Origin of the sequence: Sphaerisporangium sp. NPDC051017 (assembly GCF_040683095.1) — a bacterium.
In the GTDB taxonomy this organism is placed as follows: Bacteria; Actinomycetota; Actinomycetes; order Streptosporangiales; family Streptosporangiaceae; genus Sphaerisporangium.
On record NZ_JBFBCI010000018.1, the window covers coordinates 1 to 14591 of the forward strand.

At 70.5% G+C, this 14591-nt stretch carries 17 protein-coding genes; 11 read left to right on the forward strand and 6 right to left on the reverse strand.

The window, feature by feature from the left end:
- Positions 1-121 precede the first annotated feature (121 nt).
- From AB0M95_RS16825 to AB0M95_RS16850, 6 genes are all read left to right on the forward strand, one after another.
- Positions 122-331, forward strand: coding sequence for an ATP-binding protein (locus tag AB0M95_RS16825; protein ID WP_363764884.1), 210 nt, complete (start codon positions 122-124; stop codon positions 329-331).
- A gap of 198 nt (positions 332-529) precedes the next feature.
- Entirely contained in the window at positions 530-739 is a 210-nt protein-coding gene (locus AB0M95_RS16830) for a hypothetical protein (protein WP_363764887.1), read from the forward strand.
- Positions 736-1110, forward strand: a complete 375-nt coding sequence (locus AB0M95_RS16835; protein WP_363764890.1) for a hypothetical protein — start codon at positions 736-738, stop codon at positions 1108-1110. Before AB0M95_RS16830 ends, AB0M95_RS16835 begins: the two co-directional genes overlap by 4 nt.
- Before the next feature lie 203 nt (positions 1111-1313).
- Entirely contained in the window at positions 1314-3167 is a 1854-nt protein-coding gene (locus AB0M95_RS16840; RefSeq protein ID WP_363764893.1) for a nucleotidyltransferase domain-containing protein, read from the forward strand.
- On the forward strand, positions 3164-4207 hold the full coding sequence (locus AB0M95_RS16845) for a hypothetical protein (protein ID WP_363764896.1): 1044 nt from the start codon (positions 3164-3166) through the stop codon (positions 4205-4207). Before AB0M95_RS16840 ends, AB0M95_RS16845 begins: the two co-directional genes overlap by 4 nt.
- A gap of 394 nt (positions 4208-4601) precedes the next feature.
- Positions 4602-5048: an NUDIX domain-containing protein gene (locus AB0M95_RS16850; protein ID WP_363764899.1), complete on the forward strand. Its 447-nt coding sequence runs from the start codon at positions 4602-4604 to the stop codon at positions 5046-5048.
- A gap of 599 nt (positions 5049-5647) precedes the next feature.
- Here the strand turns inward: AB0M95_RS16850 and AB0M95_RS16855 are convergent.
- The 5 genes from AB0M95_RS16855 to eccB form a co-directional block, all read right to left on the reverse strand.
- A complete protein-coding gene (locus AB0M95_RS16855; protein ID WP_363764902.1) occupies positions 5648-7027 on the reverse strand; it encodes a WXG100 family type VII secretion target in 1380 nt (459 codons plus the stop codon).
- A gap of 58 nt (positions 7028-7085) precedes the next feature.
- On the reverse strand, positions 7086-7472 hold the full coding sequence (locus AB0M95_RS16860; protein WP_363764905.1) for a hypothetical protein: 387 nt from the start codon (positions 7470-7472) through the stop codon (positions 7086-7088).
- Between the two features lie 73 nt (positions 7473-7545).
- Positions 7546-7860 carry a WXG100 family type VII secretion target gene (locus AB0M95_RS16865; RefSeq protein WP_358517684.1) on the reverse strand — a complete coding sequence of 105 codons (315 nt, stop codon included), beginning with the start codon at positions 7858-7860 and terminating at the stop codon, positions 7546-7548.
- A 92-nt stretch (positions 7861-7952) separates the two neighbouring features.
- Positions 7953-8267, reverse strand: coding sequence for a WXG100 family type VII secretion target (locus AB0M95_RS16870; protein ID WP_358517686.1), 315 nt, complete (start codon positions 8265-8267; stop codon positions 7953-7955).
- Positions 8268-8461: 194 nt separating this feature from the next.
- Positions 8462-9898, reverse strand: coding sequence for a type VII secretion protein EccB (gene eccB / locus AB0M95_RS16875; protein WP_363764909.1), 1437 nt, complete (start codon positions 9896-9898; stop codon positions 8462-8464).
- A gap of 125 nt (positions 9899-10023) precedes the next feature.
- On the opposite strand from eccB, the gene AB0M95_RS16880 reads away from it, so the two are divergent.
- Complete coding sequence (locus AB0M95_RS16880; protein ID WP_363764912.1) at positions 10024-11340, forward strand: hypothetical protein; 1317 nt, start codon at positions 10024-10026, stop codon at positions 11338-11340.
- A 24-nt stretch (positions 11341-11364) separates the two neighbouring features.
- On the forward strand, positions 11365-12123 hold the full coding sequence (locus tag AB0M95_RS16885) for a hypothetical protein (protein ID WP_363764915.1): 759 nt from the start codon (positions 11365-11367) through the stop codon (positions 12121-12123).
- A 59-nt stretch (positions 12124-12182) separates the two neighbouring features.
- Here the strand turns inward: AB0M95_RS16885 and AB0M95_RS16890 are convergent, their stop codons facing one another.
- Positions 12183-12626, reverse strand: coding sequence for a YbaB/EbfC family nucleoid-associated protein (locus AB0M95_RS16890; RefSeq protein WP_358517693.1), 444 nt, complete (start codon positions 12624-12626; stop codon positions 12183-12185).
- A 200-nt stretch (positions 12627-12826) separates the two neighbouring features.
- On the opposite strand from AB0M95_RS16890, the gene AB0M95_RS16895 reads away from it, so the two are divergent.
- The 3 genes from AB0M95_RS16895 (at position 12827) to AB0M95_RS16905 (ending at position 14466) form a co-directional block, all read left to right on the forward strand.
- Entirely contained in the window at positions 12827-13129 is a 303-nt protein-coding gene (locus AB0M95_RS16895; protein ID WP_363764918.1) for a hypothetical protein, read from the forward strand.
- Between the two features lie 78 nt (positions 13130-13207).
- The gene (locus tag AB0M95_RS16900) at positions 13208-13999 is read left to right on the forward strand and encodes a hypothetical protein (RefSeq protein ID WP_363764921.1); all 792 of its coding nucleotides are present in this window, start codon (positions 13208-13210) and stop codon (positions 13997-13999) included.
- A 68-nt stretch (positions 14000-14067) separates the two neighbouring features.
- Positions 14068-14466, forward strand: a complete 399-nt coding sequence (locus tag AB0M95_RS16905; RefSeq protein ID WP_363764924.1) for a YbaB/EbfC family nucleoid-associated protein — start codon at positions 14068-14070, stop codon at positions 14464-14466.
- Positions 14467-14591 lie beyond the last annotated feature (125 nt).

Sequence of the window (14591 nt, forward strand, 5' to 3'; positions counted from 1 at the left end):
CCGGATGCATCGAAACGGTGCACGTCCGGTTCGGGCCGGGGGCCACTGGAAAAGGACCTGCACCAGCAGGCACCTCGCCAGTGGCCTACCGGTACCGGTCCACGGGGCCGGGCCGGTGGTCATGGCTCTGCACGACGCCGGCCCCGCCCTCATCGGCGCCGTCACCGACCACAGCACCACCCCGCCGACCGCGCGCAACCCCGACCTCGAGGAGACCGGCGGACGTGGCATGAGCATCGTGCGCGCCCTGGCCGCGAGCTGGGGGGTATGGCCCTACCCCACCGGCAAGACCATCTGGTTCACCCTGCTCCGCGACGGCACCCCGACGTGATCGAGACGATCTCGGGCCACGCCGAGCACGGACCGCACGTGCTGTGCGCCGAGCGGACCGCGCGGCGGATTGCCTGGCTAGCCGCAGGCCCAGGAGGAGCGCCGCCGGACCGTGCAGTGGACCTGCGTCTGCCGGGCGACGGCCCTGGGCGCCGGCCTGTGGGCTAGCCCGAACCGACTACCGAAGGGACGAGTTCCGATGAACAATCTGCGGCTGTCCTGGGCCGTGCTGTGCCTGCTCGCCGCCGCGGCCGACGACTTGATCGCCGCCCGGCTGGGCATCCACACCATCCGCTGGCACGTGCGCCGCATGGCCGACTGGTGCCGCCGGGTCGTGTACGGCACCCCGGGCGACTCCCGGGCGATCGAGCCGTATGTCTTCGATGTCGAACTTCTGGAGGACCGTTGAGAACCCGCAACCGGATTCCCGAGCTGACCATGATCCCGTTCACGTGCCCGACCGCGATCAGCGACTACGCCAAGATCGGCCGCGTGCTATCGCGGGACATGCGCGAGGAGTTCGCCACCGCGTCGGAGGAGCGGTACCACGTGCTGATCCGCAGCTTCAAAGGTCACGTGGTGCTCGCGCTGCTCGGTGCACTGGACGTGAGGCTGCGGGCCCGCCGCGTGGTCAAGCGGCTCAAGCGGGCGGCCGAGGTCCAGGCCGGGTCGGCCACCGAGATGGTGAAGTTCCACGCGCAGTTCCGCAAGGAGTTCATCGACATCCTGCCCGAGGCCAAGCCGGACAAGCGCATGTCTCCGTTCAACTGGAACGAGTGACCCCGGGCTCTCCCTCCCAGCGGCTGACCCCCATATGTCCTCACGTTGTGCCCTGCCGATTGCGGCGGCCCGGAACGCCGTCGCAGTCGACGCGACCAGCGCCTGGTTCAACGTCTGGGGGCACGATCCGGCCAGGACGCACCTCAGAAAGCACCGGGTAAACACCCGGCAGAGACCAACTCGACCACCCGAGCGGAGGATCCATGCAACTCCCCCCGACGATCGTGGCCCTGAGCGGCCCCGACAACGTTGGCAAGAGCACACACGTCCGGCTTCTGGCCCGGCGACACAACGCACGCGACCTCGGCCCGCTGGACGAACACGACCCCCGGTGGCAGGCCGCCAAATGCCACGGTCTGGCGACTTGGTGGTTCGTCTCGGCGCCCATGCAGGAGGTCGTCGACGTGCTCGCGAGTTCCTACCTGGCTCGCGCGTCCGCGGCCCGGCATGCCGCTGGAACGTTGCAGGTGATCGATCGAGGCATGACGATGCTGGAGGCGTCGGTCGTCGCCACCGTCGCCGTCCGCGATCACCTGCCGCGGGACGCAGCCGCCGAGCGCGCCCGTGACCTGCTCGCGCCCTACGCCGGCGATATCGCCCGCGCGGCCAGCGCCGAGAGCGAGTTCATGTTCCTCCACGACGTCGATGCCCGCCGCAGCGCCGAGCGCGCGCTGTCACGCGAGACGAGCGTCAGCACCGATTACGCCCGCTACCAGCAAGCCCTCAACGAACATCTCCACCTGGCCGCCCAGGCGCCGATCGTGATCGGGAACCTGTCCATCCTGGCCGCGCACGCCGAGTTGTGCACTCGGGCCGGCCTGGCCCCGCCCGTGATCACCGGCCGGTGGACGGTTGCACTCGGAGGCATGTCCGAGTGCGGCAAGTCCACCGCCGCAGACCACCTTCAGCGTGAACACGGGTTCGCCCGCCTCAAGATCGGATACTTGGCCGAGCTGGCCGCCGCGCGTCACCAGATCCTTGACGTGTACGCGCTGCCTCCTGCCGAGCTCGCCGAGCTGGTAGCGCTGGAGCTGGACCGGTACGCAAGCGCGCACCACTACCAGGGGAGGTTCAGCATCGAGAGCCTGCATCGGGCGGAGCTGACGGCCGAACTCGTCAAGCTGCTCGGCGACGCGCTCACCGTCGTCTACCTGGACGCCTCACCGCAGGTGCGCCAGCAGCGCGGCGTAGACGGCCCGGCCGACGTCATCGACCGCGACCAGGTCAAACGCAGTCGGGGTGCCGACCGTATCGCCGCCATCGCAGACGTCGTGATCGACAACAGCCGTTCCCGGGTCGAACTCGGGCACGCTCTGGATCGGCTCGTACGAGGCCGCTGCCGGGAGAGCCGCGCGCCGCGCGTGCTGGCGACGGCCGACCTGGGCCTGCCAGATCGCCTCACCGGCTTCCTCAACCACCTGCTCGCCGCGCTCACCGGCCCGTCCGCGGTCGGTACGGTAGATCTGATCGCCGTGACCGGATCGAGTGCTCGGGGCAAGTACCTGGAGGGCTGGTCGGACCTGGACATGCTCGTGGTCGCGGACATGCGGGCGCTTCCCCCGATCAACTCCGCGCTGAACGAGATCCGCAGCCACCTCGGCGGCGTCAAGCTGGGCTTCACGGTGATCAGCCAAGCGGAGTGCCGCGCCGGAACTCTGACCCCGCGCCTGCTCTACACCATCGCCTCGATCGCCGACGGCAGCCTGCCCGTGCTGTGGGCCGCCCCACGATTTCGTCTGCCGCACCCCGACCCTGGTACCGTCACCGCCCGCAACCGCCACGACTGCGCGACCGCCGCGATCGACCTGCGACGCCTGCTGCTCAAGGATCCGCTTGACCTGCGCGCCCTGTACAAGGTCGCCGCCATGCTGGCCAAAGTCGTACTCCGCCACGAGGGACAGACCCAGGATGGCGACGCCCAGGCCCTGGAGGCGTTCGGGAAGCTCGCAGGCATCCCCCGCAGCGTGACCGACCCGCGCCAAGATCCCGCGGCCACGGCTGCCCTGGCCGGGCAGGTCCTGACGTGGTGGCTGGCCACCCTGGAGCCGGCCGCATGAACCCCGCCATCACCGACCCGGCCCCGACGTTCTGGCGGCACGGCGACGGCACATTCCGCAAGCGTCTCACCGTCGGCAAGGCCGCCCGCGAGACCGCAGGATGGCGGGCCATCGCCGCCCATCTGACCGTGCCGGACATGCTGGAGACCATCTCCCACTCCGGCGGGCAGCAGACGCTGGTGTGGGAGGACGTGTTCGCCAGCGGACGATGCCACCAGACCCTGGCCGACGCGATCTGCCGCGCCGACCAAGACCACCAGACAGGACCGGTGACGAACCTGGTCGGCGACATCTGCGACGCCCTGCTCAAGGCCCAGGCCAACACCGGTGCGAGTTCTTCCATCGGCGGATGCCACCCCGGCCTCTACGCCGCCCGACTAGCCCCGGGCGGCCGGGTAGACCAGTGGTATGGCCACCTCGGGCCGGTGACCATCGACACCGGCGCGCGCGCCCTCACCCTGGACATTCCCCACCTGCTCGACCGGACCCGCGCGGACCTGAGCCCGGAACGACTGTGCGCCACCGCCATCACCCAGGGAGACCCAACCGAGCCCAATATCGCCGATCCGCTGTGCTGGCTGGATTACGAGCACGCGGGCCGCAACGCCCTGGCCGGGGATGTGGCCATCCTGCTGTGGTACCTGCTGGCCATGGGTGGATGGCTGGTCCCTACGTACAAGCCGGCCACCTACGCCGCCACCGTCACCTCCCCCCGCCCGCCCCTGCATCCGCTGGTCACCCACGCCCGCATCGACGGCGACCGGGTCGACATCTGCGCCCAGCTACGGGCGGGTGCGGGCAGGCGTGCCGCCCTGGACGCTTTGGTGGCCCGCCTACGCGGTGATCTCGGCGCCGCGCTCGGCGGCGACCCGGCACAGGCCCTGCGCGCGTGGCTCGTGGTGCGCATCCTGGGCGTGTTACCGCTCACCGCGATGAGCCCCACAGACCGGGCGGTATGCCTGCTCAAACTCGCCGAACTGGCCGATGGGCGCGAGTTGGAGGATTTCAGCGCGACCGCTCCCACCACGGAGAACCCATGACCCGTCGTCACATTCTGCCGCTCGCCGGGTAGGTCGCCGCGACCGGCATAGGCGCCGCCATCGCCCGCGTCCTGGCCTGCGCGGGGGCCGACGTCAGCATCAACCACCCCGGGTATCCGGAAGAAGAAGCCGTGAAGGTCGCCGACGACGTTCGCCGCGCGGGTCGACCGTGGTACCCGGACCTATACAGGTGGACCGGGAAGAACATCTCCCCGCCGACCAATGCATGCCACCTGACCAGCCGATCGCACGCCAGTGCCTTCCCCGGCGCGGCCAACCGGCAGATGTGGCGGGCGCGGTAGCGTTTCTGGCAGGACCGACGCATGATTCATCACCGGCCAGTCCCTGCATGTCGATGGCGGATGGCTCCTGCATTGACCGAAAGGAAGATTCCATGAAGGAACGTGTACGGGCCATCCTCGTCACTCCGAGCGGCACCCTGCTGACCATCAAACGGATGCGCCCCGGCGTCGAGCCGTACTGGGTCCTGCCTGGAGGCGGGGTCGAGCCGACCGACGCGAGCCTGGAGGCCGGACTCGCCCGGGAGATCCGCGAGGAGCTCGACGGCGAGGCCGTCGTGCATGCGCTGGTGAAGGTCAACGAGGATGGCGACCAGCGGGAATACTTCTACCTCGCCCGCATCGCGCACTGGGATCCGGACCGGCGCACCGGCCCGGAGTTCGCCGACCCGGCGCAGGGGGAGTACATCGTCGAGGAGATTCCCTTGACCGCCGAAGGCATCGGACGTATCGCGCTCAAGCCGACCTCGATAGCCGGCCTGATCGCCGACCGTGCCGCTGAGCTGTTCCATCTCGCCGATCTGCGGACACAACGTATCTGATCTCCTGAAAGGCAGGGTCTCGGCACACCGGGACGACCGGTTCGCACGGCCGAGCAGATCACGGCTCCGACAGCAGCCCCATCGCGATGCCCGGCAAGGCCGTGCCCGTCTGGCGGTCGGCCAAGTCGTTTGAGGGGGCCGTCGCGGCTCGTGAGTTGCCGTCCTCTGTGGGTGTTTGTGGGGATATTAGGGATATATGGCAAGCGTTCTTTAAGTGAGTTGCAAGCGGGCGCTGCCATCGTTGTCTCAGGCGCTCAACGGCTCGGGGCGTCGGTAAGGGGAGGGCCGGTTCGCCGGGGAGGGGTTCGCGGCGGATCGGCTAGAGCCGGGGGGGATGCGTGACGGGCCCTGGTCGGTGGGGGACCGGCCGGGGCGCGCCACGCTAAAAGGGTGCCTCACCCTCGCTGGGCGGGTGAGGCACCCTTTTGGCTTCGTGTCACTCTGCCGGTCTTGTTGAACCCTGTGCGGGCCTTGTCCGAACTCTGTGGGCGACGCCGGCTCTGCCGCACTCCGCCGTTGTCTCACTCCGCGTCCGACGGCCTCGCGCGGTCGCTGTGCCGCACTTCGCTCGCTCGTTCCGGTCGGTCAGCCGGGGACGGTCAGGCGATCACTCCGGGGGCGACGGGGCCGTCGCCGCCCCAGACGCTCTCGTCCTCGGTCAGCCACGTGGAACGCTCGCGTTCCTGGGTGCCGTCGGCGCCGCCGCCGCCCATCGGCATGAACGGCATGCCGCCCATGGGCCCGGCCGCCGGGGCGCGACCGGCCAGGGCCTGGCCCGCGGCTCCGAGCCCGCCCGCGCCTCCGTACGACGTCCCGCCGCCGAGACTCGCGCCGGGCCCGGTTCCGAGCGGGCCGGCGCCGAACGGCCCCGTGCCCAGCGGCCCGGTGTAGCCCGAGGTCGGGACGTTCATCCCTGGCGGCGTGGTGAGGCCGTTCGGGAGCCCGGTGGGGTTGCCGAGGCCCGGGGGCGTGTTGAGCTGGGTCGTGCCGGGCGGCATGGTGTTCGTGCCCGGAGGTTGGACGCCCGCCAGGCCGGTGCCCCGCGGGTCGCCAGGGTCGAGCCCGGGAGGCTGCCCGGTGTTCGTTCCCGACCCGGGCGGAAGACCGCCGCCGGGAATGTCCGTCCCGCCGGTGCCCGTCCCCGTCCCCGGCGGCAGGCCGGAACCGCCGCCGGGCGGCTGGCCCGTCCCGCCCGGTCCCGTCCCGCCCGGCCCGGTGCCGGGGTCCGAGGAGCCTGGAATGCCCGATCCGCCCGGGTAGGAGATCGAGCCGTTCTTCCCGCCGCCCGGGTAATTCCCGCCGTATGACGAGCCGGAGCCGTCGTACCCCGTCCCGCTGGACGGCGAGCCGGAGTAGGGATCGCCCTTCGGGTAGTTGACCGTGTCGATCGGTGGCGTGACGGGCGGCCCCGGCGCGGGCAGGACGGTCGTCACCTCCACCGGTAGCCCGTTGTAGACCGTCGTGATCTGCTTGTTCAGCTCTTCGAGGTGCTTGCGGGCCTTCTCGTTGTCGGTCTCGGTCTCGCCCGCGAGCCACCCGGAGATCATGGTGACCGGCGAGATCGACTTCACGTTCTCCGGGATGTCGTCGTCGAAGTGGAAGTGGCCGCTGTCGGGCAGGTTCGCCTTGGCCTTGCGCAGCTCGTCGGCGTAGATGTTGTGGGCCGCGCCGACCTGCCGCGCGCGCTCCGAGAGCTCACGGGCGGACGCGTGCAGCAGCCGCAGCGCCTCCTGGGCCTGCTTGGACGACTGGTCCTTCCAGTCCCCGGCCATCGAGCCGGCGACCGACTCGATCAGGCTGACGGTGTCGCCCAGTACCTCGGCCGCCCGGATGTAGGCGCCGCCCGCCGTGGAGATCCCGTCGGGATCGGTGTTCTCCAGCTTCTTGCGCACGCTCTCGACACCGCCGTAGGTGCCGGAGTCCCCGCGCGGCGACGTGGTTCCGGCCTTGACCGGCTGGATGTCGCTGATTCGCTCCATGTCGACCTATCGCCTCGCTGTCGATCGCGTCGCCCGGCCGTTGGTCACGGCCGGCGGCTCACACGTCGGTCGTGCTCGCCTGCTCGGCCCTGCCGATGTTGGCGAAGGCCGCCTTGGTGGCCTCCACCGCGGCCTCGTACTGCAGGATCAGCTTGTCGTAGCTGGTCGTGATCGCCGAGTGCCCCTTGCCGAAGACGGCGGCGAGTTGCAGCGCCGCGTCCCATTCCCCGACGTGCTGGGCCGTCACCTGCCCGTACGCCTTGAGGTGCACGGGCGTACCGGCGATGTGGCCCTTGAGCCGCTGCACGTCGTCCTCCAGCGCCTTGATCAGGTTCTTCACCCGGGGGTGGTGGACGTCGACCCCGTCCTTGACGTCCAGCCCGGGCCATTTGGGATCGATCTCGAACCCGTTGTAGACGAAGCCGCTCTCTCCGTGCTCACCCACCGATGCCCCCTTGGGTTCCGCGACCGCCCCCGCGCGGGGCGGTCCTAGGCTGCCAGTACGGCCGGTGGCCGCCTCACTTGCCGTCGAACATGGCGACGTTGGCCTTCTCGGCCAGCGCGAAGTTCTCGTGACCCTGCTCGATCACGGCGCCGAGCTGCTGGAGGAGGGCGGCCATGCGTCCCGAGGCGGCGTCCCACTGCCCCCGCGCCTGCCAGTACGCGGCGCGCGCGTCGCCCTCCCACTCGCCGAGCAGGCGGTCGAGGTCGCCCTCGAGCTGCTGGAGGGTGCCCTCCATGGCCTGCCACTGGCGGGCGAAGTCCTGGCGCCCGGTGGTCATGGTCCCGAAGTTGACGAGCGTACGGTCGACGTCGTTGTTGATGCCAGCCATGATGATCTCCGTTCGTGGAGGACCGGTTCAGGTCGGAGGTTCCGCCGGACATCTCGGACGTCTCGGACCTCTTCTCGGATGTCTCAGACGTCTCAGATGTTGATGTTGGCGGTGAGCCGGTGGGCGGCCGCGGCCCCCGCGTCTTCCGTCACGCGGTACTTGGCCTCCGTCGCGTGGAGCTTTCTGGCCAGCTCCTGCAATTCGCGCAGCACGACGCCGAGTTCGGTGTTCCACTGGTTGTACACGGTCTCGAACGCCATGCCGGACTGGCCGCCCCAGCCCGCGCGCAGGTCCGCCACGTGGCCCTGGAGCTGGGACTGGATGCTGCCGATGAGCGTGTGCGCCGCCTCGGTCTTCTTGGCGGACTCGACGATCTGAGGGAGATTCGCTGCGGTCTGCGGGGCCACGGTTACCTCCAAGGAGTACGGCCTGGCCATGCTCGCGGCGGCCCGCAATGCGGCATTCGCATCGTCGTGCCCCCGCGATGCTGATCGATTGAAACATTAGGATCAATCACCACACAGTGGCCATGAGGCGCATTGCGAGTCAGTAACGGTTTTCCGTACGCGTGTCTCGCAACCGTCCCGTTTGTGTAGGCCCGTCAGGGCTTCACCGCGTCCACCTGCGTGATCGGCACCGGCGTCCGCGCGGCGGCGGGATCGAGGACGGGGCCCTCCGCGATCAGGTGCAGCAGGTGGGCCGGCAGCGGCGTGACCACGTCGGCGTCGTACCCGAGCTTCGGCAGCAGGTCGGCCGACGCCAGCGCGAACCTGCGCCCCTGGTCGGTGATCAGGGAGAAGTTCTGGACGGCGCCGAGCTGACCCTCGCCGGGAAGCAGCCCCGCGAGCACCGCGCCGCCCGGGGGCAGCAGCACCTGGTCGAAGTGGTCCTGGTCCGAGCCCGCTGCCGGCGGCACCGGCATCCGCATGCGCCCGCCGATGGTCAGCCGCGCCCGCGTGGAGCCCTTCTGCGTGTCGGAGTAGACCGCGCACAGCGGCGCCGAGGGGTCCGGCGAACCGATCTTCGGCATCGTCGCGGGCAGGCCCGGCCTCGCCAGCGACGTGCGGGAGGCGGCGAAGCCGTTGACGTGCGCGGCGTCGGTCTCGATCGCGCTCACGGTGCCGCCGCCGTAGGCGGCCTTGCTGGACGGGTCCTGCAACAGCAGCGTGGCCTGCGTCTCGGAGATCGGCGCCAGCCCGTCCGGCAGCAGCACGTACCAGCGGGACTCGCCGCCGGTGACCCCGCGCACCGTGTAGACCCGCCCCGCCGCCGACGGACCGCCGTCCGGGCCTCGCGTCTTGCGCCCGAGGCCGGGGATCTTCGGTCCGCGGAAGTCGGGACCGATGGGAAGCGCGTTGAGCCAGCTCGCCGGCACCTGCCGGGGCTGCTCCGCCGTCAGGGCGCGCACCCCCGAGTCCGACACCCGCATGCGGCGGTCGGCGAGGATCACCCAGGCCTGCTGGCCGTCGTCGGCGATCATCGCATCACCCCCGAACGGCCTGCCGCCGACATCCATGCCGCCCACCAGCGACACGTACGGCCTGCGGGTGCCGTTGGCCTCCGCGGCCTCGGCCACGCAGGCCGACCAGGGCCCGCGGACGAGCTTCTCACGCGCGGGCAGGGAGGCGGGCGCGCCCGGGATGCCCACCAGCGTCCCCCGCGCGAAGCCCCCCAGCGACGCCGACGACACCGTGCGGACCGTCACGTCCTGGCTGTCCAGCAGCAGGCGGGCCGAAGTGTAGTTCGCGACCGGGATGAGCTTGGCCTCCTGCGCGCTGTAGACGTACGTCGCGCCCGTCTCCTCCTCGACGATCAGCGTCCCGGGCGCGGTGAGCGCGGTGGCGCCGCCCGGTCTCATCAGGCCCCAGATGCCGAACGCCGCCATCACCAGGACCGCCAGCAGGACGCCGCAGAACATCGCCACGTTGTGCCGCCGCATCGGCGACTCGGGGACGTCGGGCTCGCCCTGGAGCAGCGCCATGCCGAGGCGCTGCATCATCAGCCGGTGCGCCTGGTAGAGATCACGACGGGTCTGCATGCCACCTCTGCCTTGCCTGGCGGATCACGGCCGCCAGCATAGAGCGGTTATGTACGCTCGGAAGTGCGCTGGGCTAGTCTGCACTTCCACCGATCAAGACCGGGCGGGCACGGAACGGGGGCGCTGTGAGCGGCGAACGCAGCATAGAAGCGCTGCTGAACGGGGACGATCCGGCGCCGGCCGCCTCCGGCGCGTTCGACGCGACCGCCGCGGGCACCGTCACCGGCGGCCCGTACGCCGTGCCACTCGACACCGGCCAGGCCGGCCCCGGCGGTCCGGGGCTCCACGGGGGTCCCTTCTCACCCGGTGGCCCGACCGGCGGAGGTCCGCAGAGCCCGGCTGACGGGAATCCGGACGGCTCACTCGGTGGAGGGTTCGTCGTCCCGGTGGATCCGGGGAACCCGCTCGCGACGGGCGGCGACCCGGGCGTCCCGTTCGGCGCGGTCCCGCCCGGCGGGGACGGCGGGCCGCAGTTCCAGGTGATGGGGCCGACCTTCTCCGAGACGCGCGACCTGACGTACCCGGACGGGGGCGGCTCCGGGCCCGAGCCGATCGATCCGTTCGTCCCGCAGTGGTCGCAGGTGTGGCAGCCGCAGGGGTCGGACCCCGGCGATCCCGGACAGCCGTACGTACCGATCGGGGGCGAGCCGGGGCAGCCGTTCGTGCCGGTCGAGGGAGAGCCGGGTCAGCCCTACGTGCCGATCACGGGTGGTCCGGGGGAGCCGTTCGTGCCGGTCGGGGGCGAGCCTCGTGATCCGCAGATCCCCGACCCGAACGTGCCGAACCCCAACGTGCCCGACCCGAACGTGCCGGATCCGAACATCCCCGGCGGGCCGGGCGTCCCCGACCTCAACCTCCCCGGGCAGACCGACCCGACGATCCCGCCCATCCCCGACCCGAACCTTCCGGGTCAGACGGACCTCACGATCCCCCAGAGCCAGAATCCGAACCTGTCCGGCGCCCTCGACCCGATGGGGTCCGGCGGCGGGGGCATGCCCTCCGTCCCCGACTTGTCCGGCGCGGGCGGCGGCGGGATGCCGTCGGGCGGCGGGATGCCGTCAGGGGGCGGCGGAGGCGGCATTCCCGCCTTTCCGCAGGTTTCCGGACAAGTGCCCGGCCAGGTGCCGGGAAGCCCCAAGAACCCGGGCGAGACCCGCAAGGCAGACCCGGGCGCGCTGCGCAACCTGGGCAACACGATCGACACCAGCGCCGGCGCCAAGATGGACGGCTCCAAGCAGAAGACGAGCCAGATCCACGTCGGCTTCCCGTCCTTCGGCGTGATCGGGATCGGCCTCGCGGGCGCGCACGCCCAGGTCCGCGAGAGCGCCACCGGCTACCTCCAGCAGGGCCGCGACACGCTGACCCAGTGGAAGGACATGCTCCACACCTCGGCGAAGTACTGGACCCTGGCCGAGGAGGCCAGCTCCACCAAGGGGAAGTGACGATCGCATGACGGAGACCCGTCCATGAGCTACGAGAACGGCACCACACTGCACTCCATCGGGCTCGCCGGCATCGCCGCGTTCTCGGTGCTCAACCCCCGGGGGTGGCCGATCTTCCTCATGGCGGGCGCCTCGCTGTCCAACCCCGGCGGCATGGACAAGGCGGCCAAGGACTGGCACAGCGTCGCGTCCGACTTCGACGGCCTTGTCACCGAGCTGACGAACCTCACCAAGAGCGTGCCGGACGACAAGTGGACGGCCGAGGACCGCAAGGCGTTCGAGGACAGCGTGGCCGCCTTCAAAGCCGAGCTGAAGAAGAGCGGCGAGGTGCATGACGGCGTCGGGGACAGCATGCAGGGCATGGCCACGCTGTACTACGCGTTCGCCGTGGTCGTGTTCGCCGTGGGCGGCATCCTGCTGGCGCTGATCGCCGCCGTGGCCGCCGCGATGGCCACCGGCGTCGGCGCCGCCCCGGCCCAGGCCGCCGCCGGAGCCATCGCCACGGGGCTCCAGAAGGTCGTGGAGCTGGCGCAGAAGAAGAAGCTTCTCGCGCTCGGCGTCGCGTCCACGCTGATGTACCTGGTCTATCAGTGGAACCAGGGCAAGCAGAGCGAGCTCCAGCAGAAGGGCATGAACGCCACCGGCGGCGGTCAGCCGATGTTCACGCAGGTCGCCACGCTGAACCTGACCACCGGCGACGGCGGCGTCCCCGGGCTCCCGAACACGACCGTGCCCGGCTACCCGGGATACCCCGGCTATCCCGGGCTTCCGGGCCAGAAGTAGGCCCGCGCCAGCGGTCCGAGCGGTCAGAGCGATCAGAGCGGTCGGAGCGGCAAGATCGGTCAGAGGTCGAGGCGGCGGCGGACGCGGTTCAGCTCGCCCATGACGTCGTCGAAGACGCGGTTGTAGGTCGCCTCGGCCTCCTTGGCGCCGGCGAGGGCGGCCTCGGGGTCGTTGAGGAGCCTCATGGGGTTGTCCTCCGCGCCGAAGACCTCCTCCATGACCTCGTTGGTGCGGGCGCTCAGGTCCTGGGCGGCCTGGCGGGTGACCGTCTTGATCAGCTCGGCGAGGTCGGTGGAGGCCAGGCGCATGGCGCGGGGGTTGAGCTCCAGCTCGCGCAGGCCGTCGGCGCCGTACTCGACCGTGACCAGCCGGTCCTTGTCCTGGGCGCGGCCGACGAGCTCGGGCAGGCGGCGCTGAAGCTCCTCCATGCGGGCGAACTGCTGCTGGGCTCCGCTGAGCAGCTTCTCCACATCGATGTTCGCGAAGTCGCCGAACTCGGTCATGTGATATTCAGCCTCCCCTGGGCCGGGCCTGACATCGAGGACCCTATCGCCGCACCAGCCGTCCCGCCGTGCGTGAACGGTGATCATCGGCCGTATTTCCGATCATCTAGATAAAGGTGAACATACGGGACGTAACTCCTGGAGGCGCTGCGAATCCTGGTAAGAACGTCACCGCGGGGACGTCGGAGCATGGAGGCGGCATGGGGCAGGAGCGGTACGTCACCTCGGCGGCGATCGAGAGCATCATCAAGGAGATCAACGAAGACGTGATCCCCGCCGTCAAGCAGTGGCGTGCCCTGGTCGACACCACCGTCGTCGGATTCCCCGGCTGGGGGGCGCTGGGCGAGGCCCTGATCGGCATGCGCTACCGGGACGTCCAGAACGACGTGCGTGAGAAGTTCGGCGAGGCGATCACGGTCCTGGAGACCTGGAACCGGCAGCTCGACACGGCCCGGGGCAACTGGCGGGCCGCCGAGGACGCCTCCACCACCGTCTACGTCTGACCGCGCGCACCGCCCGTCCACCAGCACCGCCGATTCCGGCACGTTCCGCGTCAAAGCGCCAACAGGGGGATTTCGACCATGCCGAGTAGCCCGTACGGGCCGTCGCTGCGGATGGCCGGGGGCAGCGCGGCGTCGATCCTCAACGACCTGCGCAAGGCCGCGCTGCTCTCGCGCCCGCTCACCGTGGGCGTCGCGATCGCCTCGACCGCCATCGCGAACGTCCCCGGCATGGCCGACGCGTACAACAACTGGGAATCGATCCACTCCCGCCTGGACACGGCGAACAAGAGCTTCATCCGCAACCTCGGCGACAAGGGCAAAGAGGGCTGGATCGCCGCCGACCACGACGCGTTCGTCGACGCGGTCGAGCGCTACCAGGAGGCGCTGGAGAGCCTGCGCGGGTACCTCAAGAACATCGCGGGCATCGTGGACGAGCTGGGCGACGCATACCGGGCCTACTGGCTCGCGCTGGCCCGGGTGGTCGCGGTGCTGCTCGCGGGCGTCGCCATCGCCGCCGCGATGCTGGCCACGCCGTACGCCGCCGCAGGGTACGCGCGGCTCCAGGCGCTCGGCCAGCTCGCCACGCAGGTGATCGCCGCCGCCACGGGCATGCTCGGCAAGGTCGTGTCCGCCGTGGCGGGCGGCATGTCGGTGTACTTCGCCGGCAAGGCGCTCGTGCAGATGTACAACCTTCAGCCCACGGGTGAGGCCAAGATCGACTTCACCAAGGCCGTGATCGACACCAAGGGCCTGCCGCCGTTCCAGCAGCCGCCCGCCACGTCCCCCGGACAGCCTCCCGTGCCGCCGCCGTCCGGCGGGTTCGAGTGGCGGGAACCGAAGATCGACAAGCCCGAGCCCTACCACCCGTGAGACCCCCTGAGCACCCGTAAGACCCCTGCTGGATCCACCCCCGACCGCCCAGCGAAGGAGCGGCCCGCGTGTTCGACCCGGACGACTTTCAGCTCGAGGACCTCGACCGCGTCGCCGAGCAGAGCAAGCGAGCCGTCCAGCGCCTGAGCGGGGTCCTCGGCGAGCTGAGGACGATCAAGGGCGTCGGCGAGGCGGCCGACGGGCTGGTCGGGGCGGTCGTGGACGGGGGAGGGCAGATCCAGGAGGTCACGCTCGACCCGCGCGCCATGCGGCTGGACAGCCGTTCGATCGCCGAGGCGGTCACCGAGGCCGTGCGGGCGGCCCAGCAGGACGCGCGCAGGCGCAACGACGCGCTTCTGCGCGACGCGATGGGCGGGGAACTGGCCTTCGACCCGCAGAACCTCGACGGTGTCCAGTCATGGCTGGAGGACGCCGCCCGCTCGATGAAGGACTCCTGGCCGCACTGAGGTTCGTACCTCCTGGTCGAGGTCGCGCTTTCGCCGTTCCCTGTGCCCTTCTGAAGAGCCTCGCCGCCCCTCCACCTCGCGTCCCGGGAAATCCTCTGGTCCGGGTGCCCTTCCCTGGAGGCTGT